The sequence below is a fragment of the Mycobacterium sp. OAS707 genome, from assembly GCF_014873705.1.
GTDB lineage: Bacteria > Actinomycetota > Actinomycetes > Mycobacteriales > Mycobacteriaceae > Mycobacterium.
Window position 1 is genome coordinate 115,911 of record NZ_JADBDS010000001.1, and the last position, 23,972, is coordinate 139,882.

The following is a 23,972-nucleotide window of genomic DNA, read 5'->3' on the forward strand; positions in this document are numbered from 1 at the left end:
CGGTTATGCCACACTTCGGCCATGGAAAGCCCTGCTCCTCCTGCGATGCTGCAGCATCTGTGGAAATCCGCGCTGTTGTCCGGGATTCTCGCCGTGATTCTCGGCATTCTTGTACTTGCCTGGCCAGGCAAGACGATCATCGTGGCGGCGATCTTCTTCGGCGCCTACCTATTGGTCACCGGCTTCGCACAAGTGATATTCGCGTTCGCGTTGCACGTCTCGGCGGGTGGACGGGTGCTGCTGTTCCTGTCCGGCGCGGCGTCGCTGATTCTGGCGGTGTTGTGCTTCCGCAGCCTGGCTGACTCGATCCTGTTGCTGGCAATCTGGGTCGGGGTCGGCTTCATTTTTCGCGGGGTCGCGACGGCGGTGTCGGCGATCAGCGATCCGACGCTGCCGGGCCGCGCATGGGAGATCTTCATCGGCGTGATCAGCCTGATCGCCGGCATCGTGATGCTGGCATCCCCGTTCGAGTCGATCGCGACACTCACCTTCGTCGTCGGCATCTGGCTGATCGTCATCGGAGTGTTCGAGGTGATCTCCGCCTTCGGCATCCGCAGCGCCAGCAAGACGGTCGGCGAAGTCAGGGAGAGGTTGACCACGCCGCCCGAGGCCGAGCCGGCCAGCTAGGCCCATCCGGCTCGGCAAAGCGGGCCATCTGGCCCTATCGATCCAGGCACGAATCACTACTACAATTCGTCGTAGATAGATGCTGAGCCTGGGAGTGGCGCATGGATGCCCTGGACGTTTCGCGGTGGCAGTTCGGTATCACCACCGTTTACCACTTCATCTTCGTCCCGCTCACGATCGGTCTGGCGCCGCTCATCGCGGCCATGCAGACCGCGTGGGTGGTCACCGGCAACACCGGTTGGTACCGCCTGACGCGGTTCTTCGGAAAGTTGTTCCTGATCAACTTCGCCATCGGCGTGGCCACCGGGGTCGTCCAAGAGTTTCAGTTCGGCATGAACTGGAGCGAGTACTCCCGCTTCGTCGGCGACATTTTCGGCGCGCCGCTGGCATTCGAGGGCCTGGTCGCGTTCTTCTTCGAATCGACGTTCATCGGGTTGTGGATCTTCGGCTGGAGCAGGCTGCCCCGCCTGGTCCATCTGGCCTGCATCTGGATCGTCGCGTTTGGGGTCAACGCCTCGGCGTATTTCATCATCGCGGCGAATTCGTTCATGCAGCATCCGGTCGGCGCCACGTTCAATCCCACCACTGGCCGCGCCGAACTGATCGACTTCGGCGCGCTGCTGACCAACAACACCGCAATCTGGGCGTTCCTGCACGCGGTTGCCGGGTCGCTGTTGACCGCAGGCGCCTTCGTGGCCGGAGTGTCCGCGTGGCTGATGGTCCGCTCACGCAAGCAGGCACAGACCGAAGAGGGGACCGACGCGCGAACCATGTACCGGCCCGCAACCATCGTTGGCAGCCTGGTCGCCCTTGCCGCCGCCGGCGGGCTGTTCTTCACCGGCGACTTCCAGGGCAAGCTGATGTTCGTCCAGCAGCCGATGAAGATGGCTTCGGCGGAATCGTTGTGCCACACCGAAACCGATCCGGACTTCTCGGTCCTGACGATCGGCACGCACAACAACTGCGACAGCGTCACACACGTGATAGAGGTGCCCTACGTGCTGCCCTTCCTCGCGGAGAGCAAGTTCGACGGCGTCACACTTCAAGGGGTCAAGGATCTTCAGCAGTCGTACCAGCAGAAGTTCGGGCCAGGCGACTACCGCCCGAACCTGTTCGTCACCTACTGGGCCTTCCGCGCGATGATCGGATTCCTGTTGGTCCCAGTGGCGTTCGCACTGCTGGCCCTCTGGCTGACACGTCGTGGCCGGATTCCCGACCAGCGGTGGTTCGGCTGGTTCGCGCTGTTGACCATTCCCACACCGTTCCTTGCCAATTCGTCTGGGTGGGTGTTCACCGAGATGGGCAGACAGCCATGGGTTGTCGCGCCTAATCCGACCGGCGACCAGATGGTGCGGATGATGGTGCAGCAGGGCGTGTCCGATCACTCGGCGGGCATGGTGCTCTTCTCGCTGGCCGTCTTCACCCTGCTGTATGGCGTGCTGGCGGTGATCTGGTTCGGGTTGCTGCGTCGTTACGTGGTCGAGGGACCGCTCGAGCACGACTCCGAACCCGCCCCGCCCGCACCGCCGGAATCCGACGACGTGGCCCCCCTGTCGTTCGCGTACTGAGAGGAGTGGATCGTGGGACTTCAACAACTGTGGTTCTTCCTCATCGCGGCGCTGTTCCTCGGCTTCCTGGTGCTCGAGGGCTTCGACTTCGGGGTCGGGATGCTGATGGCGCCGCTGGGGGCGACGGGCGAGGGCGAACCCGAAAACCGCAGGCGCGCAGTGTTGAACACTATCGGCCCGGTGTGGGATGCCAACGAAGTTTGGCTGATCACCGCGGGCGCGGCGATGTTCGCGGCGTTCCCCAATTGGTATGCGACGATGTTCTCTGCCCTCTACTTGCCGCTGTTGGCGATCCTTTTCGGGATGATCCTGCGCATCGTCGGCATCGAGTGGCGCGGCAAGATAGACGACCCCACGTGGCGATCGCGCGCCGATGCGGGCATTGCGCTCGGATCATGGCTGCCCGCGATCCTATGGGGCGTCGCATTCGCAATCCTGCTGCGCGGCTTGCCGATTGACGCCGAGCACCGCGTCCACCTGTCCATCGGTGACGTGCTCAACCCGTACACGCTGCTCGGCGGTCTCGCGACCGCATCGCTGTTCGCCTTCTATGGGGCCGTGTTCATCGCGTTGAAAACCGCGGGACCCGTGCGCGACGACGCATTCCGATTCGCGCGTGTGCTGTCACTGCCTGCGATTGTGTCGGCCGGTGGCTTCGGGCTGTGGACACAGCTCGCCCACGGCAAGCCGTGGACCTGGCTGCCGCTCGGCGTCGCGGTCGTCGCCCTGTTGATCGCTGTCGCATTGATGTGGGCGCGGCGCAGGGAGGGCTTGGCGTTCGTGTCGACGGTCATCGTGATCGCGGCCGTCGCGGTACTGGTGTTCGGTTCGATGTATCCAAACCTGTTGCCGTCCACGCTGAATCCGCAGTGGAGCGTGACGATCTACAACGGGTCGTCCACTGCGTACACGCTGAAGATCATGTCGTGGGCGTCGCTGACGTTGCTCCCGCTGGTGATGATCTACCAGGGCTGGACGTATTGGGTGTTTCGCCGCCGGATCACCGCCGACGCCATACCGGCATCCATCGGGCTGGCGAGGCGGTCGAGCTGAACCTACTGCAGGCTTCCACCGCGATGCGGCGCTTCCTTGCCGCATCGGTGGTCTGCGGTGTGGTGATCAGCGGCGCCGCCATCGCCTCCGCCGTGGTGCTGGCGCACATCGTCGCCGGCGTGATCACCGACCCGGCCTCGCGCACCGTCGCGCATTGGGCCGATGCCATCTGGATCCTGGTCGCGCTCTGGGTGATCCGCGCCGGGGCGCAGTGGCTGCAGGGCCGGCTGTCCCAGCGGGGTGCCACGGCGGTGATAGGCGAACTGGCGGGCGAGGTGTTGCGCAAGGTGACCGCGCTGCCACCTCGGCAACTCGCGGCACAGCGTGATTCCGCTGCCGCGCTGATCACCAGGGGGCTGGACGGGTTGCGACCGTATTTCACCTCGTACCTGCCCTCGCTGTTCCTCGCGGGCATTCTCACCCCGGCCGCGGTAGTGGTCATCGCGGTTTACGACTGGCGATCCGCGGTCGTCGTCGTGATCGCGCTCCCCCTCATCCCGATCTTCATGGTGCTCATCGGGCTGCTCACCCGCGACCGGTCCGCGGCAGCACTGGCCGCGATGACCACACTGCAGTCACGGCTGCTGGATCTGGTGGCGGGCATTCCGACACTGCGGGCACTGGGCCGGGTGGGCGGCTCCGCGCAACGGATCGCCGAACTCGGTGCGGCCCATCGCCGCTCGGCGATGTCCACGCTGCGCATCGCGTTCCTGTCGGCGCTGGTGCTCGAGCTGCTGGCCACGCTCGGCGTCGCGCTCGTCGCGGTGGCGGTTGGCTTGCGCCTCGTGTTCGGCGATATGACGCTGGCGGCCGGCCTCACGGCGCTACTGCTGGCGCCGGAGGTGTTCTGGCCGCTGCGCCGCGTTGGCATGGAGTTCCACGCGGCACAGGACGGAAAGGTCGCTGCTGACAAGGCTTTTGAGCTACTCGAGGCCACCTCGCCGGCACCGGCAAATGCACCCGCACTGGAGGTCGAGCTCGAGCCGGGCCTGGTGACCGTGTTGACAGGACCGAACGGCGTCGGCAAGACGACGCTGTTGCAGCACATGCTCGGCCTCGATTCGCCGCAACCGCAGCCATGGTGGGGCCAGGTCGCGTGGCTCGCCCAGCGTCCCGTCCTGGTGCCGGGCAGCATCCGGGACAACCTTCAGCTGTTCGGACCGTTGATCGATCTCGACAAAGCCTGCCGCGCCGCAGGTTTCGATCAGGTTCTGGCGCTGCTGCCGGACGGATTGGATACCGTGATCGGCCGCGGAGGGGTCGGTCTCTCACTTGGCCAACGCCAGCGCCTCGGCCTGGCACGCGTCTTCGGGTCCAGCGCATCGGTGTTGCTCCTCGATGAGCCGACCTCGCACCTGGACGCAGCGTTGGAGGCCCGGGTGCTGCAGGAGATCGTGGCGCGCGCACGGGCGGGAGCGGCGGTACTGGTTGTCGGCCACCGCGACCCGGTGCTGGCCATCGGCGACCGGGTCGTACACATGGGGAGCTTGGTCGATGCGTGAGCTGTTGCGCCCCCGACTGCCACGGCTATTGCTGGCCGTGGCACTGGGCGTGCTGTCGTTGGGCAGCGCGCTGGCGTTGACGGGCGTCTCGGCCTGGCTGATCACCAGGGCGTGGCAGATGCCGCCCGTGCTCGACCTGTCGGTGGCGGTGGTCGCGGTGCGCGCACTGGGTATCACGCGCGGTGTGCTCGGTTATTGCCAGCGACTGGCGACGCACGACACCGCGCTTCGGGCCGCCGCCGACACCCGCGAAACCCTGTACCGCAGGCTCGCGGAGGCGCCTGCCGAGGTCGCGATGCGGCTACCCAGCGGGGATCTGGTGGCCCGCATCGGCGCGTCGGTCGACGAACTCGCCGACGTACTGGTGCGTGCGGTGTTGCCGATCGCGGTCGCTGCGGTGCTCTCGGTGGCGGCAGTGGCCGCGATCGCGGTCATCTCCCCCGCCGCCGCGGTTATCCTCGCCGTCTGCCTTGTCATCGCGGGGGTGATTGCGCCGTGGCTGTCCGCCCGCGCCGCCTCTGCCGCTGAAGATATTGCGGCCCAACATCATTCCGGTCGCGACGTAGCTGTCATGCTGGCCCTCGACCACGGGCCCGAGTTGCGGGTCGCCGGCCGCCTTGACGACATCGTCGCCGAAGCCGAGCACCGTTATCGTGCGTGGGGCCGGGCCGCCGATCGAGCGGCTCGGCCCGCGGCCGTGGCCGCCGCCGCGCCGACCGCGGCGCTCGGCGTGAGCGTGCTCGGCGCCGTCGTCGCCGCCATCGGGATCGCCAACGAAGTCGCACCGATGACCGTGGCGATACTGATGCTGGTGCCGCTCGCGGCGTTTGAAGCGACCACCGTGTTGCCCGCTGCCGCTGTGCAACTGACCCGCTCGCGGCTCGCGGCCCGGCGGTTACTCGACCTCACCGCGCCTGCTGTCGAGTTGAGGGCGCGGCCGCCCGCGACGCCCGTCGCGCTCGAAGCCGGTGACCGGCTGGCGGTAACCGGGCCGAGCGGTTCGGGCAAGACCACTCTATTGCTGGCGATGGCCGAAAATCCTTCGGAAGAAGCATTTTTCGCCGAAGATGCGCATATTTTCGCCACCACCGTGCGCGACAACTTGCTGGTCGCCCGAGGCGATGCCACCGACGAGGAGCTACGAGATGCACTGCAGCGCGTCGGCCTTGGCGATTGGCTGGACGCCCTGCCGGACGGATTGGCCACGGTGCTCGTCGGCGGCGCAGCGGCCGTCTCGGCTGGGCAGCGCAGGCGCCTGCTGCTCGCGCGGGCGCTGATCTGCACGACGCCGACGGTGCTTCTCGACGAACCGACCGAACATCTCGACGCCGCCGACAGTGACCGGCTGCTGAGCGAACTCCTCACCCCCGGCGCGCTTTTCCCCGCCACCCGCACCGTTGTGGTCGCGACTCACCATCTGCCCGCCGACGTTGTCTGTCCCGTGCTCAAACTCAGCTCTGGCGAGTAGCCTCACCGGCATGAGCGAACCGCCGCCACCCCCGCCACCACCGCAGTGGGGTCAGTACCCCAGCAACTATCCCCCGCCGCCACCGCCGCCCTACGCCGGCTACGCCCCTGCGGTCGGGCCCCGCAACGGGCTGGGGGTCGCCGCGTTGGTGGTTGCGATCGTCGGCTTGGTGTTCTGCTGGACGGTGGCGGGCGGCGTCATTCTCGGTGTCGCGGCCATCATCATCGGGTTCGTCGCGCGCGGCCGGGTCAAGCGGGGCGAGGCCACCAACGGCGGCGTCGCGATCGCCGGAATCGTGTTGGGGTTCTTGGCGATCATCGTCTCGCTGGTTTTCATCCCGATCTGGATCGGGATGTTCGACGAGATGGGTGGGTCCAACTACGTCGACTGCCTATCCAAGGCGGGTTCCGACGAGCAGGCGATCCAGAAGTGCGCCGACGAATTCCGGCAACATGTCGAGAATCAGTTCTCGGTGACGCTGACGCCCAGTCCCTAGCTCAGCCGTCGCCGCCTCGGCATGAATTCCAGCGACAGCAGCACGATCAGCAGCGGCAGGATCTGCGTCAGCGACGCCATCACATAGCGGCGATCGCCGAGCGCATGGAATTTGCGCAGATACCGGTAGAGCGATTCGAGCGCAATCAGCGCGTCGCCCAGGTGAATCGCCGTGTAGATCAGGTTCGCGATCTTGCCGCGATGCTTGTCGTTGAAGATCTCGGGGAACGCCGCGAACGCCAACGACAGCCGGTGCGCCCCGTTGTCACGGGCCCAGGCGATCATGTCCACTGACAGGCGCTCGTCGATGCCATTGGGCGCACCGCGGCGCCGCCACGGCACGTCGAGGGATACCTCGCTGCCGTGTCCCGCGGTCGCATATCGGTGAAAGCCCTGCACCCGGCCGTCCTTGTCGCGGGCGATGATCAACTGCACGCCGGGATACCGCCCCTCGAGGGCACCGTCCAGACACATCGAGAAGCCGCGTTCGGTGCGCGCCCCCTTGGGGGAGGCCAGCAGCACTTCGGTCAACTCGGCGAGCGTGTCATCATCGAGGCCCTGCTCGGACACCACCTCGGTGGTCAGCCCGGAGTTCCACGTGCGCTGCACGGCCTGCCGCAGGTTGCGGTACTTGCGGCCGACCATGTCGAACGCGGTCACATCGATGACCACATCGCGCCCGATCGGCACAGCGCGCAGTGACTGGCCCAGCACGGTCGCGTCGGCCCACAGCTCCAACCGTCGTTGGCTGCAGCCCAGCACGACCATGCGCCAGCCGTGGGAGTGACACATCGCGGCGAAGTCGGCGACGAGTTCGGCGTAGCGGGATTCGTCGCCGATCGGATCGCCGCTGACCACGGCATAGCCCATCCGGGTCCGGTATGCGATGGCCGCAGTGCGGTCAGCGTTGAAGTGGTAGCACTTCAAGTCCTGCATCGCGAACGGCGCGAGCGGATCATCGGTCGTCATGTCGACGAGGGCCCAAATCTGGTGCAGGTCAGCCGGATTCGGTCTGGCGCTGGTAGGCCACATCAGCAGCCCGCCTGCCGCGACGATAAATAGGTTGCCGACGAGGTCGAACACCAGCACATGCGCGCCGAGACCGACGATCACCGCGGCCAGAGCCAGCCAGGCGTGTGCCGCCGTAACGGGCCTGCCGAGAAAGATGCCGCGGGCGATCAACGCGACGGCGGACAGCAGCGTCAGCGACCATGCCAGCCGACCCGCGGCATGCCAGTCGCGGTCGTGGTCGCGGGTGAGAAGCAGGATCAGCCAGCAGAACATGGACAGCACCGCAAGCGCGCCGATCCAGCGCGCGGCAGGAGAATCCACGTGGACGACGACACGCTCACGTGCGCGCAGCTTCGGAGCAAAATTGACGTGCGATTCGCTCACAGCAAAAGGTTACGCTCGCTACCTTGCTTTACCCGGGAAATACTTGACGATGCCTTCCTGAACCACGGTGGCCAGCAGTTGGCCCGACCGGTTGAAGAAATGTCCGGTGCCAAGGCCCCGCGAATCCGCCGCCACCGGCGAGGACGTGGAGTAAAGCACCCATTCGTCGAAGTGCACCGGCCGGTGAAACCACACCGAATGGTTGGTGGTCACGGCGAAGATGCGGTCGTAGCCCCACGACAGGCCGTGCGTGGTGATGATCGAGTCGAGCACGGTGGTGTCCGACGAATACACCATCGCGGCGGCGTGCATGACCGGGTCGTCGGGCATCCGCGCGACCGTCCTCATCCAGACCCGGTTGTGTGGGAGCCGCTCGCCCTTGTCGCGCATCACCCACGCCGGGTCGTTGGTGTAGCGCCAGTCGATCGGCCGCAGCGCCTCGACGAAATGCGGCACGACGTCCTCGTACCCCTGCAGCAGATCATCCACCGGCAGTAGCGATTCCGGGTCGGTGAGCACGGGAGGTTCGACGCCGTGTTCGAGCCCTTGCCCGCCGGCCAGGTAGGAGACCATGGCCGTGGTCAACACTTGACCGTCCTGCATCACGTCGACGCGCCGGTTGGCGAAGCGACGCTCGTCGCGCAGTCGCACCACATGGAATTCGAGATCCTTCTCCGGATCCCCGCCTGCGATGAAATGCACCGACATCGCGCTCGGCGGAATTTCGTGCTCGAGGCTGCGGCTGGCGGCCACGAAGGCCTGGGCCATCATCTGGCCACCGAAGGTTCTTATCGGGTTCTTGCTCGGGTGCGAACCGATGAAAAGGTCGTCGTCCTCGCGGGCGAGGTCGAGGATCGCCAGCAGCTCTTTGAAGTCCGCTGTCGACACTCAAAACCTCCTGATCCGACTAGACGTCTTCCTCCCCGATCCTGTGCACGTGGATCAGATTCGTGGAGCCTACTGTGCCGGGCGGAGCGCCTGCGACGATGACCACCAACTCGCCGCGCTTGTAGCGGCCGAGCTCCAGCAGCGACTTGTCCACCTGCCGGATCATGCCGTCGGTGCTGGCGATGTGCGGCACGATGAACGTCTCGGTGCCCCACGTCAGCGCCAACTGGCTGCGGACTTCGGGCAGGGACGTGAACGCCAGCACCGGCAGCGGGGTGTGCAGCCTTGCGAGTCTGCGCACGGTGTCGCCGGATTGGGTGAACGCGACAAGCGCCTTGGCATCCAGCCGCTCACCGATGTCGCGGGCGGCATACGAGATGACGCCGCGCTTGGTGCGCGGCACATGCGCGAGAGGTGGTGCGGCGACGGAGTTCTCCTCCACCGCGGCGATGATGCGCGCCATCGTCTTGACGGCCTCCAGCGGGAACTTGCCAACCGATGTCTCGCCGGAGAGCATCACCGCGTCGGCGCCGTCGAGCACAGCGTTGGCGACGTCGGAGGCCTCGGCCCGGGTCGGCCGGGAGTTCTCGATCATCGACTCCAGCATCTGGGTGGCGACGATGACGGGTTTCGCGTTCTCCCTTGCCATTTGGATCGCACGCTTCTGCACCAGCGGCACTTCTTCGAGCGGCAGTTCGACGCCGAGATCACCGCGAGCGACCATGATCGCATCGAATGCCAGCACGATCGCCTCGAGATTGTCGATGGCTTCGGGCTTTTCGAGCTTGGCGATCACCGGTACCCGCCTGCCGACGCGATCCATGATCTCGTGGACAAGCTCGATGTCTGCGGGCGAGCGGACGAACGACAGCGCGATCAGGTCGACGCCGAGCCGCAGCGCAAACTCGAGGTCGTCGATGTCCTTGCCCGAAAGCGCGGGGGCCGAGACGTTCATGCCGGGCAGCGACATGCCCTTGTTGTTGCTGACCGGTCCACCTTCGGTGACGGTGCAGACGACGTCGTTTCCGTCGATGCTCTGCACCAGCAGGCCCACGTTGCCGTCATCGACGAGCACGCGGTCGCCGGGTGTGGCGTCCTCGGCCAGTCGCTTGTACGTGGTGGACACCCGGTCGTGGTTGCCTTCGCAATCATCGACGGTGATGCGCACCGTTTCGCCGTTGGCCCAGAAGGTCGGGCCGTCCTTGAAACGGCCGAGGCGGATCTTGGGGCCCTGTAGGTCGGCCATGATGCCGACGGCGTGCCCGGTCAGGTCGGAAGCGGCGCGCACCCGCTTGTAGTTGGCCTCGTGATCGGCGTAATCGCCGTGGCTGAAGTTGAGCCGTGCGACGTCCATCCCTGCCTCGACCAGAGCCCGCAAAGTCTCGTCCGTTGCGGTGGCCGGGCCGAGCGTACAGACGATTTTTCCGCGTCTATTCACGGTTGATGAGCATAGCGGTGAATCGGTTCAGACGACGGCCAGGGGAAGCGCTCCCGGCTTGACAGGTTCGGGCAGATCCGACTCGCCCATCAGGTATGTATCGACGGCGTGCGCGGCGCTGCGACCCTCCGCGATGGCCCACACGATCAGCGACGCGCCGCGGTGCGCGTCACCGCAGACAAACACGCCGGGGGCGTCTGTCTGCCAATCCGAGCCGCACGGCAAAGCCCCGCGCCGGTTCAGTGTCAGACCAAGACCGTCCAGCAGCGGCATGTGCTCGACACCGTCGAAGCCGATGGCAAGCAGCGCCAATTCACAGGGAATCTCAAGCGACTCCCCAACCGGGGTGATGCGTCTGCGACCGTCGTCGTCGCGGTCGACCTTGACCTCCGCGATCTCCATTGCGCGCAGGTGGCCGTGCTCGTCGCCGAGGAATCGCTGCACGGCGACCTCGTAGTGGCGGGCGCCACCCTCGGCGTGCGCGGGCGAGAGCCGGGTGCGCAGCACGATCGGCCACATCGGCCACGGCGAGCGGGACTCGTCGCGGTACTCCGGCGGCTCGGGGTTGTAGTCCAGTTGCGTCACGGACTTGGCGCCCTGCCGGTGCGCGGTGCCCAGGCAGTCGGCACCGGTGTCGCCGCCGCCGATGATCACCACGTGCTTGTCCTTGGCGGACAGCGGGCTCGGCCCGTCGCCCTCGCACTCCTTGTTCGCGGGCACCAGATGCTCCATCGCGAGGTGCACGCCCTTGAGGTGGCGGCCCTCGACGTCGTTGTCCCGCCCCCTCAGCGCGCCCACTGCGAGCACTATCGCGTCGTATTGCGCTCTGAGCTGTTCGACCGTGATGTCGACGCCGACTTCGGTCTCGGTGACGAAACGGGTTCCCTCAGCCCGCATTTGGGCCAGCCGCTGGTTCAGCGTGGCCTTCTCCAGCTTGTACTCGGGGATGCCGTAGCGCATCAGGCCCCCGATACGGTCGTCGCGCTCGTAGACGGTGACGTCGTGGCCGGCTCGCGTGAGTTGTTGTGCGGCAGCAAGTCCCGCCGGCCCGGAACCGACGATCGCGACCTTTTTGCCAGTGGAGATAGCGGCAGGCTCGGGCTCGACGATGCCGTACATCCAGGCGTGATCGGCGATCGTCTGCTCGATCCGCTTGATCGTCACGCTGCCGCCGGTCTGCTCCTCGGCGATGGAGAGCACGCAGGCGGTTTCACACGGCGCGGGGCACAGCCGGCCGGTGAACTCCGGGAAGTTGTTGGTGGCATGCAGCCGATTGCTCGCTGCATCCCAGCGACCACGGCGGACCAGGTCGTTCCACTCGGGGATCAGGTTGCCGAGCGGACAGCCAGCGGTTCCCGAGTGGCAGAACGGGATTCCGCAGTCCATGCAGCGGCCGGCCTGCTGGGACACCTCGCCTGCACGCTCGTGGGGATCCTGGCGTTCGTAGACCTCATGCCAGTCACCGACGCGCTCGTCCACGGGTCGCTTGGCGGCTTCGACCCTGGGTATCTTCAGAAACCCGGTTGGGTCAGCCACGGCTGGCCTCCATGATCGCGGTGTCCACGTCCCTGCCCTCCCGCTTGGCCACCAAGGTGGCCTGCAGCACGCGCTGGTAGTCGGTCGGCATGACCTTCGTGAATTGTGCGCTGCGCCTTGGCCAATCGGAGAGCACCGACGTGGCGAGGGTGCTTCCGGTGTAGCCGGCGTGTTTGGCGATCACGTCGTGCAGCCAGGTCAGGTCCTCGGGCTCGAGGCGCTGCAGCTCGACCATCTCGGTGTTGACCTTTCTCGGGTCAAGCCCCAGCACGAACGCGATACCGCCGGACATGCCCGCGGCCATGTTCCGGCCGGTCTTGCCGAGAACCACGACGCGTCCGCCGGTCATGTACTCACACGCGTGGTCGCCAACGCCTTCGACGACGGTGAGCGCACCGGAGTTGCGCGCGGCGAACCGCTCCCCGACCCGCCCGCGCAGGTACACCTCGCCGGAAGTGGCGCCGAACAGCAACGTGTTACCCGCGATCACGTTGTCCTCGGGCAGGAACAAGACGTCGTCCGGTGGCCGGACGATCACCCGACCGCCCGAAAGACCCTTGCCGACATAATCATTCGCATCGCCGATCAACTCGAGCGTGATGCCCGGCGGCAGGAACGCGCCGATCGACTGGCCCGCCGATCCGGTGAGCGTGACATGAATGGTGTTGTCGGGCAGGCCTTGCGCGCCGTAGCGGCGGGTCACCTCCGAGCCCAGCAGCGTGCCGACAGTGCGGTTGACGTTGCGCACAGGCAGCTCGAGCCTGACCGGGTGGGCGTCCTCGAGGGCGCCCTCGGCGAGCTGGATCAGGGTGCGGTCAAGGGCTTGATCCAGGCCGTGGTCTTGAGTGGTGGTGCGGCGGCGCTGAGGGCCGTCAGGCACGGCGAACACCGGGGTCAGGTCGAGGCCCTGGGTCTTCCAGTGCGCGATACCCTCGGCGGTGTCGAGCATCTCGGCGTGGCCGATGGCCTCATCGAGGCTGCGGAAGCCGAGCTCGGCCAGATACCGCCGGATGTCCTCGGCGATGAACCGGAAGAAGTTCTCGACGAACTCTGGCTTGCCGTTGAATCTGGCTCGCAGTTCCGGGTTTTGGGTCGCGACGCCGACCGGGCAGGTGTCGAGGTGACACACCCGCATCATGATGCAGCCCGACACCACCAACGGCGCGGTGGCGAAGCCGTACTCCTCGGCACCGAGCAGCGCGGCGACGATCACGTCGCGGGCCGTCCGCATCCCACCGTCGCACTGCACGGTGATGCGGTCACGCAACCCGTTGAGCACCAACGTCTGCTGGGTGTCGGCGAGGCCGATCTCCCATGGCACCCCGGCGTGTTTGAGGCTCGTCAGAGGAGCGGCACCCGTGCCACCGTCGTAGCCCGAGATCAGCACCACGTCCGCATGCGCTTTCGACACGCCCGCGGCGACCGTTCCCACACCGACCGAGCTGACGAGCTTGACGTGGATGCGGGCCTCGGAGTTGGCGTTCTTCAGGTCGTGGATCAGCTGAGCGAGGTCCTCGATCGAATAGATGTCGTGGTGCGGCGGCGGGCTGATCAGCCCGACGCCGGGCGTCGAGTGCCGGGTCTTGGCGATGTTCGGATACACCTTGAAGCCCGGAAGCTGGCCGCCCTCACCGGGTTTGGCGCCTTGGGCCATCTTGATCTGAATGTCGGTGGCGTTCACCAGGTAGTCGCTGGTGACACCGAAGCGACCACTTGCGACCTGCTTGACGGCGCTGCGGCGCTTCGGGTCATGAAGCCGGTCGACGTCCTCGCCGCCCTCACCGGAGTTCGACCGGCCGCCGAGGTTGTTCATGGCGACGGCCATGGTCTCGTGGGCTTCGGCGGAGATGGAGCCGTAGCTCATCGCACCGGTGTTGAAGCGCGTGACGATCGATTCGACGGACTCGACCTCCTCCAGCGGGACTGGCGGCCTCAGCTTCTTGAAATCGAACAGTCCCCGTAGCGTGCCGCCCTGCTTCGACAGCCGGTTCACCTCGTCCGAGTACTGCTGGAAGACCTCATGCCGGCCGGTGCGCGTGGAATGCTGAAGCAGGAAAACCACTTCCGGGGTGAACAAGTGCAGCTCACCCTCGCGACGGAACGCGTACTCACCGCCTACCTCGAGGCGACGATGCACCCGCTCGGTCGGGTTCTCCGGATAGGCGCGGCGATGGCGAAGCTTGACTTCCTCCGCGATCACGTCCAGTCCGGCTCCCCCGAGTTGGGTTGGCGTTCCGGTGAAGTACTCGTCGATGACGTCTTTGTTGATGCCGACGGCCTCGAATCCCTGTGCGCCCGTATAGGAGGCGACGGTGGAGATGCCCATCTTGCTCATCACCTTCATCACGCCCTTGCCGAGCGCCTTGAGGTAATTGCGCACGGCGGTGGCGGGTTCGATGCCGGTGAGTTCGCCCTCGCGGATCAGGTCCTCGATGGACTCGAAAGCCAGATACGGGTTGACCGCGGCCGCACCGAAGCCGATGAGCATCGCGATGTGATGCACCTCGCGGGCGTCACCGCTTTCCACGACGAGCGCGACCGAGGTGCGTTCCTTGGTGCGGACGAGGTGGTGGTGTACCGCAGAGACCGCAAGCAGCGACGGGATGGGGGCCCTGGTGTGGTCGGAGTCGCGGTCGGAGATGACCAGTGTCCGTGCACCTTTGGCGATCGCCTCACATGCCCGGTGCTGCAGTTCCTCGAGTGCATCGGCGAGACCCTCACCGCCGCGTTCCACCTCATACAGTGCCTTCAGCACGGTGGTCCGCAGGCCGGGGTGCTCGTGGTCGTCGTTGATGTGGACGATCTTGTTGAGCTCGTCGTTGTCGAGGACGGGCCATCCGAGCACGATCTGGCGACACGACGCGGCGGTCGGTTCGAGCAGGTTCTGCTCGGGGCCCATGACACGCGCCATGGAGGTGACGATCTCCTCGCGGATCGCGTCGAGCGGCGGGTTGGTCACCTGGGCGAAGAGCTCGACGAAGTAGTCGTAGAGCAGCCGCGAGCGTTGGGACAACACGGCCGTCGGGGTGTCGGTGCCCATCGACCCCAACGGTTCGGCGCCCGATGCCGCCATCGGGGTCAGCAGGATGCGCAGGTCTTCCTCGGAGTAGCCGAACGAGATCTGGCGGCGCACCACCGATTCGTGGTTGGGCTGGACGCGGTGCCGCTCGGGGAGGGTCTTGAGGTCGAGTAGGCCGGCATGCAGCCATTCGCCGTAGGGCTCCTGCTTGCTCAGGTCCTCTTTGATCTCGTCGTCGGAGACGATACGGCCCTGCGAGGTGTCGACGAGGAACATCTTCCCGGGCTGCAGCCGTCCCTTGGCGACGATCTCGGCGGACGGCACGTCGAGCACACCGCTTTCACTGGCCAAGATGATGCGGTCGTCGATGGTTCGCCACCACCGGCCGGGCCGTAATCCGTTGCGGTCCAACACCGCTCCGACGAGCGTGCCGTCGGTGAACGTCACGCAGGCGGGGCCGTCCCACGGTTCCATCAGCGAGGCGTGGAACTGCCAGAACGCGCGCTCGGCAGCGTCCATGGTGGTGGCGTTCTCCCACGCCTCGGGGATCATCATCAACACCGCGTGCGGCAGGCTGCGGCCGCCGAGGTGCAGCAGTTCGAGCACCTCGTCGAAGGAGGCCGAGTCGGAGGCCTCCGGCGTGCAGATCGGCGAGAGTCGGGACAGGTCGCCGGGGATCTGCGAGCTGGCGAGCATGGCCTCGCGGGCGTGCATGCGGTTGCGGTTGCCACGCACGGTGTTGATCTCGCCGTTGTGTGCGACGAAGCGGTACGGGTGGGCCAGCGGCCACGACGGGAATGTGTTCGTGGAAAAGCGGCTGTGCACGATGGCGATCGCACTGACGCAGCGTTCGTCGCGCAGATCCGGAAAGTATTGGGGCAGCTGCATTGTCGTGAGCATGCCCTTGTAGACGATGGTGCGGCTGGACAGCGACGGGAAGTACACGCCGCTACGCTCGGCGCGTTTGCGCAGTGGGTAGACCCGGCGGTCGAGATCGATGCCGCCGACGTCGCCTTCGGGAGCCGAGACGAATAACTGCGCCATGTATGGCATGCAGCTTCGCGCCGTGGCGCCGACCTCGGCGCCGTCGGCGTCGACGGGTACCGTGCGCCAGCCGAGGACACGTAGACCTTCCTCGGCGGCGATGGCCTCGACGCCTTCTTGTGCGGCCGCGCGGGCGTCGGCGTCCTGCGGAAGGAAGCAGATGCCCGCGGCGAACGTGTTGGCGCCTGCCTCGGCGACAGCCGGCAGGTCGAAGTCGACAACCTCGGTGAGGAGCTCGACGGGCAGCTGGATGAGGATGCCCGCTCCGTCACCGCTGTTGGGTTCGGCGCCTGCGGCTCCGCGGTGTTCGAGGTGTTCCAAAGCGATCAGCCCGTCGGCGACGATGCCGTGCGAGCGGCGACCCTGGATGTCGGCGACCATGGCCACGCCACAGGAGTCTGATTCGTTTGCTGGGTCGTATAGACCCTGAGGTTTGGGGAATGCCGAATACAGCATCGAGAGGCCCCTCCGCAGTCCGGGAAAATCTTGTCCGGGACTGCACCGGCCCGGTTGGTGATTATATCAGCGCAGCGGTGGAACTACCCGGCGATAAGCGTCGGGACCAGCGGGAACCCGGGCAGGTTGCGCACCACTGTCCAGGTGATCGCGGCGATGGCGATCACGACGATGACCGGCATCGGCATCAGCTTTTCCCCGCGTCGCCAGCGCACGAGCAGCCAAGCGGCCAGCATCGGCAGACCGACGAGGAGGAAGACGTTGTCGACGATGGCGGCGGCGATGTCGCCGTGCAGCAGGTCGTGAGTCATCCGCAACCCGCCGCAGCCTGGGCAATTCCAACCCGTCAGGGCCTTGAACGGGCAGGTCGGGAACGCGAAGTTCGGGCGGTGCGGATCACCGATGCCGATATAAGCGAGCGCACCCAACGCTGCGGCGCCGGTACCGAGCGCGCCGTAGCGCCGTCCCCGACTTGTCGCGCTAGGTGCCATCGCGCAGCGGACGGCCCGCTGGGTCGCGGACTTTGTCAGTGAGCATCAACACCGCGTCGATGATGCCCCAGACGATTGCGCCGATGCCGCAGGTGACGATGCCGACAACGAGCTGCGCGATGCCAAGTCCGGTGTAGCCCAGATAGATGCGGCCGATGCCGACGAGCCCGAACAGCCCGAGCAACTGCAGCAGTCCCGCGACGACCTTCGATTTGTCGGACAGCGGCTCGCCGGTGAGCGGGTGGCGGCCGAACGGCGCGGCGGGATCCATGTACGCCTGGGGATACGGCGGCGGGTACTGGCCAGGTGGCGGGGGGTACTGCCCTGGCGGCGGCGGATATTGGCCCGCCGGCGGCGGCACGTAACTCGGCTGCTGCCCAGGCGGCGGGAACGAACTGCCACTCTCACTGCCACTGAACTGCGGCTCGGTCATGGCATTCAGCATGCCAGAGCGAGACATCCCGTTGTAAGTAAGGAAATCCGCCAAATTCCAGGCGCCTACTCGACCGGGCTCAAAACGGCGGTGGCTTGTTGCGCTCAGCGATGCGGTCGTCGTTGAGTTTGCGCTCGGCGTCGATACTGCGTTGCCGGTGGTAATCGCGAGTGTGCTTGCGGCGCGGCATCATCAGGCCGGAGGCCACTCGCGGCGAGCGCACCGGCCCCGCAACGGGCGCGGTGGGCTTGCACAGCGTCGGGAAATGCAGCCTGCTACCTGGATAGGTCGTGTAGGCCTGTCCGCTGGGCGCCCTCCAGATGAAGGTGCCGTCAGGTGACTGTTGGGCCGACCAGCCCCAGTAAGTCTTGAGCAGGTGGTGTTTTCGGCACAGACAGCCGAGGTTCGATGCGCACGTGGGCCCAATCGGATACGGGATCGTGTGGTCCAGGTCGCAGCGGTACGCAGGCTCATCACAGCCGGGGAAGCGGCATGTCAGATCCCGACAGCGTACGAAGTCGGCCAGTTTCCGTGACGGCACATACCTCGGCTCCGGCGGCGCATCCCCAGGATGAATCAGCGGCCGAATCGTAGCAGCGTTCGCGACTTTGGCGGCCAGCAGCGGCGCGGGCATGATCCCGCCACCGATCACCAGCGCAGGATTGGTGTGCGCGGGCCCCGTCTGCGGCTCAGGCGCCGAGACTTCGGCAATCGTCCTCTCCCGCAACGGCTTATCCGCACCGAACGTCGGCGGAGTTTCGCCGTCCAGCTGTACCGGTGTGTCATCTGCCAAGCTGCGCTCCTCGGCGATGACGTGAATGACAGGTGCGCTGGGCGCCGAATTGGCGGTCGCCGAGCATTCCGGATCACCGCATTCGCATGCAAGCCGGTCCGCGCCGATCGCCAAGGCGCCCATGGCATCGGAGCGGCGCTGATCAACCGTGCGGGGGTCCTTGTCGCACAAGCCACGGGCCATGTTTAGGAGGCGTTGATTCAGCGCAGCCCCGTAGTGGCCGTACAGCATGCCCTGGACGCTGTCCAGCCCGCTGCCGTCGTTGTTGGGCACAATGTCCAGGTGCCGGCCACGGGAATTAGTCTCCGTGCGCCGCAATGCGCCTGGATCAATCCGGTCCACCCATCTGTCTATCGCCGCCTCGGCCTTGGCCACCGACAGGTCACTCCAGCCCGCGACCTCAGCTGCGATCGCCGCATCCAACTGCGTCCGGGCGTCGGGGTCGCGCACCAGCCGGGTGCGCGAGACGATCGTCGTCACCAATCGATAGGAGATCGTCCCCGACGCGAAGACCTCAGCGACGCGCGGGAGCCGCTCCCTCAAGGCCATCGCCACCAATAATTGGTGCGACGCCACCCCGTGGGAAACGTTCTGCGCCGCGGCCACCTCGGCAGCCACCGCATCCCAATTGTCGAGGCACCACTGGTCGCGCTCGGCCGACCCATCGGCAGACCACCGCGCCTCCAAGACGTCAGCGCTTGCGGCCAACCGCCGCGCGCACGCCGCGTTCTCCACGCACGTCCACGCCCTCACTCCGCCGGCACCAGAAGTACCCGCGGCGGCTGCGGCCAGCGATTCGAACATACTTTCGACAATAATCAGCCAAACTGACGTCCCGCCACACGAAAGATCCAGCCTGTGGATGAATTCGGGCTTGGGGATAAACCGCTGTGATCAACGATTACGGCGGAGCCAGCGGCTCAGTCGCCCGCCCGTTCCTTCTGCCGGCTCACCCTCATCGGCCGATTCGGGTTCGAGCTTCGCCTCCTCGAGGACGCCCGTCTTGGGCTCGTCCTCTGCGGCGGAATCGGCCTCATCATCTACCGCTTCGGCTTCCTCGGCGGCCTCTTGTTCGGTGGGTTCGGCCGAAGCCTCTTCTACCGCCGCTTCGGCGGCCTCGGTCTCCGGCTCGTCGGGTTCGGAGTCGTCCGACTCGACGGCGTCGGCTTGCTCCCCGGCCGCCTCGAACTCCGCAGCCGCCTCGATGTCTTCGTCGGGCGCATCCGCCACGGCCTCCGCGAGATCTTCTGCTTCGGCCGCCACCTCCGACAGCGGTTCCTCGGATTCAGCCGTCACTTCGTCTGCGACGGCTTCCGCCTCATCGGCGGCCGCTACCTCGGCGTCGTGCACCTCCGGCGCGGCCTGCACCGCCTCGGCCACCTCATCACCCTCGACCGCACCAAGGCCGGCCTCTGGCTCTTCGGTCGCAACCGGCTCTTCGGCCTCGTCGGCCGCTTCCAGCTCGACGTCGTGAACCTCCGGCGCAGCCTTCACCGCCTCGACCACCTCGTCACCCTCGACCGCGCCAAGGCCGGCCTCTGGCTGTTCGGTTTCCTCGGCTTCGGCGGCCACCTCATCCGCGATCGCTTCGGCCTCGTCGGCCGCTTCCACCTCGGCGTCGTGAACCTCCGGCGCGGCGTCCACCGCCTCGGCCACCTCGTCACCCTCGACAGCGCCAAGGCCGGCTTCGGACCCTTCGGGTTCCTCTTCTCCTTCGACGGCGAACGCTTCGGCGTCTTCCACGCTCTCGGCGGGGACGCCCGCGACGTCAGCGCCGAGCGCTTCAGCATCGGTGGCATCCACGACGTCGCCCGCGGCCTTGGCGTCTTCCTCCTCGGCATCGCCAGCGGCCTTCGCGGCGGCCACCACCCCGGTCGTCGCGGCCACGGCGGTCAACTCTTTCGTGGCCAACGTCGCGAGGTCGTCCTCCACCTTCGGCTTACCGACAAGCGACGCAGGATCCTCGCGGCCTTTTGGCGCGACCATGATGTACACCACCGCGCCGATGAACACGAACGTCGACGTGAACGAGTTCACCCGAATGCCGTCGACAGGCATGTAGGCGGCGTCGCTGCGCATCAACTCGATCCAGAACCGACCAATGCAGTAGCCCGCCACATACATCGCGAACAGCCGACCATGGCCGATCTTGAACCGGCGATCGAGGTAGATCAGCGCCGCGAAAACCAGGAGATTCCAGAGCAATTCGTACAAGAACGTCGGATGGACCACCTGCTGCAACTGACCCGTCGACACACCGTTCAACGTGTCCAGCGCACCGCTGGCATCGCGCCGCTCGTAGATCTCCAGGCCCCACGGCAGCGTCGTCGGCCTGCCGAACAACTCCTGGTTGAAGTAATTGCCAAGTCGCCCAATGGCCTGCGCCAGAATGATTCCCGGCGCGATCGCGTCAGCGAATGCCGGCAACGGAATGCCGCGGTGCCGACAACCGATCCACGCCCCGACGCCGCCCAGCGCCACTGCACCCCAGATGCCTAGGCCGCCGTCCCAGATCCGGAAGGCTCCAGCGAGACCTGCCCCGTCTTCGCCGAAATAAGTTCGCCAGTCGGTGATGACGTGATAAAGCCGCCCACCGACCAGCCCGAAAGGCACCGCCCACAGCGCGATGTCGTAGACGACGGCGCCGTGATCCTCGTCGGACCAGGCTCCCTCGCGCGCACCCCCGCGTGCTTCCCACCGCCGTTGGCCGAGCACGAGCGCCACCACGATGCCGATGATGATGAACAGCGCATACGCCCGAATAGGTATCGGACCGAGATGCCACACGCCCTGTGGCGGACTCGGAATGTAAGCCAGGTAAGTCGTCGTCACGCAGTAATCCTCTGCCGCACACCGTCGGCGAGTTCCTCGGTCAACGACCGCACCGCCGGGATACCGTCCTTCAACGCCGACACCAACGCCGACCCCACAATGACACCGTCCGCGTAGGCGCCGATCTCCGCCGCCTGTTCACGGGACCGCACCCCCAAGCCGACGCCGACCGGAATGTCGGAAACCGCCTTCACCCGGCGCACCAGTTCGGGCGCCGCCACCGAAACCGCATCGCGTGCGCCGGTGACGCCCATTGTCGAAGCGGCATAGACGAATCCGCGCGACGCGTTGGCCGTCTCCGCCAATCGCTGCGGTGTCGACGACGGCGCGACGAGAAAGATCCGATCCAGGTCGCGGGCTTCGGAAACCTCGATCCATTCCGAAGCCTCGTCGGGAATCAAGTCCGGTGTGATCATTCCGAGCCCGCCGGCAGAGGCCAGGTCTCGCGCGAATGCATCTATGCCCCAACGCAACACCGGATTCCAGTAGGTCATGACCACAGCGCGACCGCCGGCCTTGCTGATCGCCTCCACCGCCGTCAGCGCGTCGCGCACCCGCACCCCGCCCTGCAACGCGGCCTCGGTAGCCGCGGCGATCACGGGCCCGTCCATCCCCGGGTCGGAGTAGGCAATGCCGACTTCGATGATGTCGCAGCCAGATTCGACCATCGCCGTCATCGCCGAAATCGACGTCGGCACATCGGGAAAGCCGGTCGGCAGATATCCGATCAGCGCCGAGCGGCCCTCGTCACGACATGCGGAAAACAACGAGGCAAGCCGGCTCATGACGCACCGTCCAGAAGCCCGAACCACTTGGCGGCGGTCTCGACATCCTTGTCACCGCGGCCCGACAGGTTCACCAGGATGATCGACCCGCGGCCCAGCTCGACGCCGAGTTTCAACGCACCCGCCACCGCGTGCGCGGACTCGATCGCCGGGATGATGCCCTCGGTTTTGCACAACACCGAGAACGCGTCCATCGCCTCGGTGTCGGTGATCGGCCGGTACTCGGCGCGGCCGGTGTCCTTCAGAAACGCATGCTCGGGCCCGACGCCCGGATAGTCCAAACCTGCTGAGATCGAATGCGATTCGATCGTCTGGCCGTCTTCGTCCTGCAGCAGATATGAGAATGAGCCCTGGAACGCCCCCGGTGAGCCGCCGGTGAACGTCGCGGCGTGGCGCCCGGTTTCGACACCGTCGCCCGCCGCCTCGTAGCCGATCAGCCGCACGCCGGGATCGTCGATGAACGCGTGGAAGATGCCGATCGCATTCGACCCGCCACCCACACATGCCGTCACCGCGTCGGGCAACCGCCCCGCCTGCTCGACGATCTGCACGCGCGCCTCCAACCCGATGACGCGCTGGAAGTCACGCACCATGGTCGGGAACGGATGCGGGCCCGCCGCAGTGCCGAAGCAGTAGTAGGTGTCGTCCGCGTTGGTGACCCAGTCGCGGAACGCTTCGTTGATGGCGTCCTTCAACGTCTTCGAGCCTGCTTCGACGGAAACGACCGTCGCGCCCAGCAGTCGCATCCGCGCCACGTTCAGTGCCTGCCGCGCGGTGTCGATCGCGCCCATGTAGATCACGCACTCGAGACCCAACAGCGCACATGCCGTCGCGGTCGCCACTCCGTGCTGTCCGGCACCGGTTTCGGCGATCACCCGGGTCTTGCCCATCTGGCGCGCCAGCAGGGCCTGCCCCAGCACGTTGTTGATCTTGTGAGATCCGGTGTGGTTGAGGTCTTCTCGCTTCAGGAAGATCCGTGCGCCCCCAGCTTGATCGCTCAATCGGGACGCTTCGTACAGCGGCGACGGCCTGCCGCTGTAGTGGCGCTGCAGCCGGTCCAACTCGTCGAGGAAAACCTGGTCGCCGCGGGCCTTTTCATAGGCGGCGGTGACCTCCTCGATCACCGTCATCAACGCCTCGGGAACAAACCGCCCGCCGTAGACACCGAAATGCCCACGCGCATCGGGATCGTGCACTGTCGGTTCGGCTACCGCAGCGCTGGAACGCGGCAACTCGGGGCCGGCGAGGTCCGCCACGTGTCAGCGCGCGGGTTTGGGGCACGACGGATGCGTGCCTGCGGTGACCAGATCGGCAACGGCGCTGCGGGGGTCGCCACTGGTGACCAGCCCCTCGCCGACGAGCACCGCGTCGGCGCCGGCACCGGCGTAAGCGAGCAGATCAGCGGTGCCGCGTATTCCGGACTCCGCGATCCGAATGATGTTGCTCGGCAGCCCCGGCGCAATCCGGGCGAAGCAATCACGGTCGACTTCAAGCGTCTTGAGGTCGCGGGCGTTGACACCGATGACCTTCGCGCCCGCCTGCAGAGCGCGATCCGCCTCTTCCTCGGTGTGCACCTCGACAAGCGCCGTCATGCCCAGCGATTCGGTGCGGTCAAGCATCGGCTCCAGCACCGACTGCTCCAGCGCCGCGACGATCAGCAGCAGCATGTCCGCGCCGTGCGCGCGCGCTTCGTGGATCTGATACGGCCTGACGATAAAGTCCTTGCGCAACACCGGGATTGACACCGCTGCGCGCACCGCGTCGAGATCGTCGAGTGAGCCGTTGAACCGCCGCTGCTCGGTCAGGACGCTGATGACGCGCGCCCCGCCGTCCTCGTACGCGCTGGCGAGCTTGGCAGGATCGGAGATCGTCGCCAGCTCCCCGCGGGACGGGCTCGCGCGCTTCACTTCCGCGATCACGCCGATGCCCGGTTCACGCAGTGCAGCCAGTACATCCAACGGCGGCGGCGCATCCTTGGCCATCTGCTTGATCTCGGTGAGAGATACGACGGCCTCACGGGCGGCTACGTCGGCGCGAACTCCCTCGATGATGGAGTCGAGCACAGTCGCCGAACTCATACCCGCCGTAGTCCTTCCATAGAGCGCGCTTGATCTTCCACGAAGGGTAGCCGCCACCACAGCACGATCGA

At 66.4% G+C, this 23,972-nt stretch carries 18 protein-coding genes; 6 read left to right on the forward strand and 12 right to left on the reverse strand.

The window, feature by feature from the left end:
- Window positions 1–21 precede the first annotated feature (21 nt).
- The 6 genes from GGC64_RS00560 (at window position 22) to GGC64_RS00585 (ending at window position 6,714) form a co-directional block, all read left to right on the forward strand.
- Window positions 22–627 (forward strand): HdeD family acid-resistance protein, encoded by a 606-nt coding sequence (locus GGC64_RS00560; protein WP_192720520.1) that lies wholly within the window; start codon window positions 22–24, stop codon window positions 625–627.
- A 101-nt stretch (window positions 628–728) separates the two neighbouring features.
- The gene (locus GGC64_RS00565) at window positions 729–2,195 is read left to right on the forward strand and encodes a cytochrome ubiquinol oxidase subunit I (protein WP_192720521.1); all 1,467 of its coding nucleotides are present in this window, start codon (window positions 729–731) and stop codon (window positions 2,193–2,195) included.
- Between the two features lie 12 nt (window positions 2,196–2,207).
- Complete coding sequence (gene cydB, locus GGC64_RS00570; protein ID WP_192720522.1) at window positions 2,208–3,248, forward strand: cytochrome d ubiquinol oxidase subunit II; 1,041 nt, start codon at window positions 2,208–2,210, stop codon at window positions 3,246–3,248.
- A gap of 23 nt (window positions 3,249–3,271) precedes the next feature.
- Window positions 3,272–4,750, forward strand: a complete 1,479-nt coding sequence (locus GGC64_RS00575) for an ABC transporter ATP-binding protein/permease (protein WP_192722334.1) — start codon at window positions 3,272–3,274, stop codon at window positions 4,748–4,750.
- Entirely contained in the window at window positions 4,743–6,218 is a 1,476-nt protein-coding gene (locus GGC64_RS00580) for an ATP-binding cassette domain-containing protein (RefSeq protein ID WP_192720523.1), read from the forward strand. Before GGC64_RS00575 ends, GGC64_RS00580 begins: the two co-directional genes overlap by 8 nt.
- A gap of 10 nt (window positions 6,219–6,228) precedes the next feature.
- The gene (locus GGC64_RS00585; RefSeq protein WP_192720524.1) at window positions 6,229–6,714 is read left to right on the forward strand and encodes a DUF4190 domain-containing protein; all 486 of its coding nucleotides are present in this window, start codon (window positions 6,229–6,231) and stop codon (window positions 6,712–6,714) included.
- Here GGC64_RS00585 and GGC64_RS00590 read toward each other — a convergent pair.
- The 12 genes from GGC64_RS00590 to trpC form a co-directional block, all read right to left on the reverse strand.
- Window positions 6,711–8,108 (reverse strand): phosphatidylglycerol lysyltransferase domain-containing protein, encoded by a 1,398-nt coding sequence (locus GGC64_RS00590; protein ID WP_192720525.1) that lies wholly within the window; start codon window positions 8,106–8,108, stop codon window positions 6,711–6,713. The genes GGC64_RS00585 and GGC64_RS00590 overlap by 4 nt on opposite strands.
- A gap of 18 nt (window positions 8,109–8,126) precedes the next feature.
- On the reverse strand, window positions 8,127–8,996 hold the full coding sequence (locus GGC64_RS00595) for an acyl-CoA thioesterase II (RefSeq protein WP_192720526.1): 870 nt from the start codon (window positions 8,994–8,996) through the stop codon (window positions 8,127–8,129).
- Window positions 8,997–9,015: 19 nt separating this feature from the next.
- Window positions 9,016–10,434 (reverse strand): pyruvate kinase, encoded by a 1,419-nt coding sequence (gene pyk, locus GGC64_RS00600; RefSeq protein WP_192720527.1) that lies wholly within the window; start codon window positions 10,432–10,434, stop codon window positions 9,016–9,018.
- Window positions 10,435–10,461: 27 nt separating this feature from the next.
- Window positions 10,462–11,970: a glutamate synthase subunit beta gene (locus GGC64_RS00605; RefSeq protein WP_192720528.1), complete on the reverse strand. Its 1,509-nt coding sequence runs from the start codon at window positions 11,968–11,970 to the stop codon at window positions 10,462–10,464.
- The gene (gene gltB / locus GGC64_RS00610; protein WP_192720529.1) at window positions 11,963–16,489 is read right to left on the reverse strand and encodes a glutamate synthase large subunit; all 4,527 of its coding nucleotides are present in this window, start codon (window positions 16,487–16,489) and stop codon (window positions 11,963–11,965) included. The genes GGC64_RS00605 and gltB overlap by 8 nt, the downstream gene beginning before the upstream one ends.
- Before the next feature lie 83 nt (window positions 16,490–16,572).
- Window positions 16,573–16,980 (reverse strand): DUF2752 domain-containing protein, encoded by a 408-nt coding sequence (locus tag GGC64_RS00615; RefSeq protein ID WP_192720530.1) that lies wholly within the window; start codon window positions 16,978–16,980, stop codon window positions 16,573–16,575.
- Window positions 16,970–17,413, reverse strand: coding sequence for a TM2 domain-containing protein (locus GGC64_RS00620; protein WP_225951124.1), 444 nt, complete (start codon window positions 17,411–17,413; stop codon window positions 16,970–16,972). Before GGC64_RS00620 ends, GGC64_RS00615 begins: the two co-directional genes overlap by 11 nt.
- Before the next feature lie 79 nt (window positions 17,414–17,492).
- Window positions 17,493–19,010 (reverse strand): HNH endonuclease signature motif containing protein, encoded by a 1,518-nt coding sequence (locus GGC64_RS00625; protein WP_192720531.1) that lies wholly within the window; start codon window positions 19,008–19,010, stop codon window positions 17,493–17,495.
- Window positions 19,011–19,100: 90 nt separating this feature from the next.
- Window positions 19,101–21,038, reverse strand: a complete 1,938-nt coding sequence (gene lgt / locus GGC64_RS00630; RefSeq protein ID WP_192720532.1) for a prolipoprotein diacylglyceryl transferase — start codon at window positions 21,036–21,038, stop codon at window positions 19,101–19,103.
- Window positions 21,035–21,823: a tryptophan synthase subunit alpha gene (gene trpA, locus GGC64_RS00635; RefSeq protein ID WP_192720533.1), complete on the reverse strand. Its 789-nt coding sequence runs from the start codon at window positions 21,821–21,823 to the stop codon at window positions 21,035–21,037. Before trpA ends, lgt begins: the two co-directional genes overlap by 4 nt.
- Complete coding sequence (gene trpB, locus GGC64_RS00640; protein ID WP_192720534.1) at window positions 21,820–23,079, reverse strand: tryptophan synthase subunit beta; 1,260 nt, start codon at window positions 23,077–23,079, stop codon at window positions 21,820–21,822. The genes trpA and trpB overlap by 4 nt, the downstream gene beginning before the upstream one ends.
- A gap of 3 nt (window positions 23,080–23,082) precedes the next feature.
- The gene (gene trpC / locus GGC64_RS00645) at window positions 23,083–23,901 is read right to left on the reverse strand and encodes an indole-3-glycerol phosphate synthase TrpC (protein WP_192720535.1); all 819 of its coding nucleotides are present in this window, start codon (window positions 23,899–23,901) and stop codon (window positions 23,083–23,085) included.
- Between the last annotated feature and the right edge of the window lie 71 nt (window positions 23,902–23,972).

Coding starts and splice junctions, on each gene's coding strand:
- GGC64_RS00560 (WP_192720520.1), top strand. CDS start 22: ATGGAAAGCCCTGCTCCTCCTGCGATGCTGCAGCATCTGTGGAAATCC.
- GGC64_RS00565 (WP_192720521.1), top strand. CDS start 729: ATGGATGCCCTGGACGTTTCGCGGTGGCAGTTCGGTATCACCACCGTT.
- GGC64_RS00615 (WP_192720530.1), bottom strand. CDS start 16,980: ATGGCACCTAGCGCGACAAGTCGGGGACGGCGCTACGGCGCGCTCGGT.
- gltB (WP_192720529.1), bottom strand. CDS start 16,489: ATGCTGTATTCGGCATTCCCCAAACCTCAGGGTCTATACGACCCAGCA.
- GGC64_RS00575 (WP_192722334.1), top strand. CDS start 3,272: ATGCGGCGCTTCCTTGCCGCATCGGTGGTCTGCGGTGTGGTGATCAGC.
- GGC64_RS00580 (WP_192720523.1), top strand. CDS start 4,743: ATGCGTGAGCTGTTGCGCCCCCGACTGCCACGGCTATTGCTGGCCGTG.
- GGC64_RS00585 (WP_192720524.1), top strand. CDS start 6,229: ATGAGCGAACCGCCGCCACCCCCGCCACCACCGCAGTGGGGTCAGTAC.
- GGC64_RS00625 (WP_192720531.1), bottom strand. CDS start 19,010: ATGTTCGAATCGCTGGCCGCAGCCGCCGCGGGTACTTCTGGTGCCGGC.
- trpA (WP_192720533.1), bottom strand. CDS start 21,823: ATGAGCCGGCTTGCCTCGTTGTTTTCCGCATGTCGTGACGAGGGCCGC.
- trpC (WP_192720535.1), bottom strand. CDS start 23,901: ATGAGTTCGGCGACTGTGCTCGACTCCATCATCGAGGGAGTTCGCGCC.
- GGC64_RS00620 (WP_225951124.1), bottom strand. CDS start 17,413: ATGACCGAGCCGCAGTTCAGTGGCAGTGAGAGTGGCAGTTCGTTCCCG.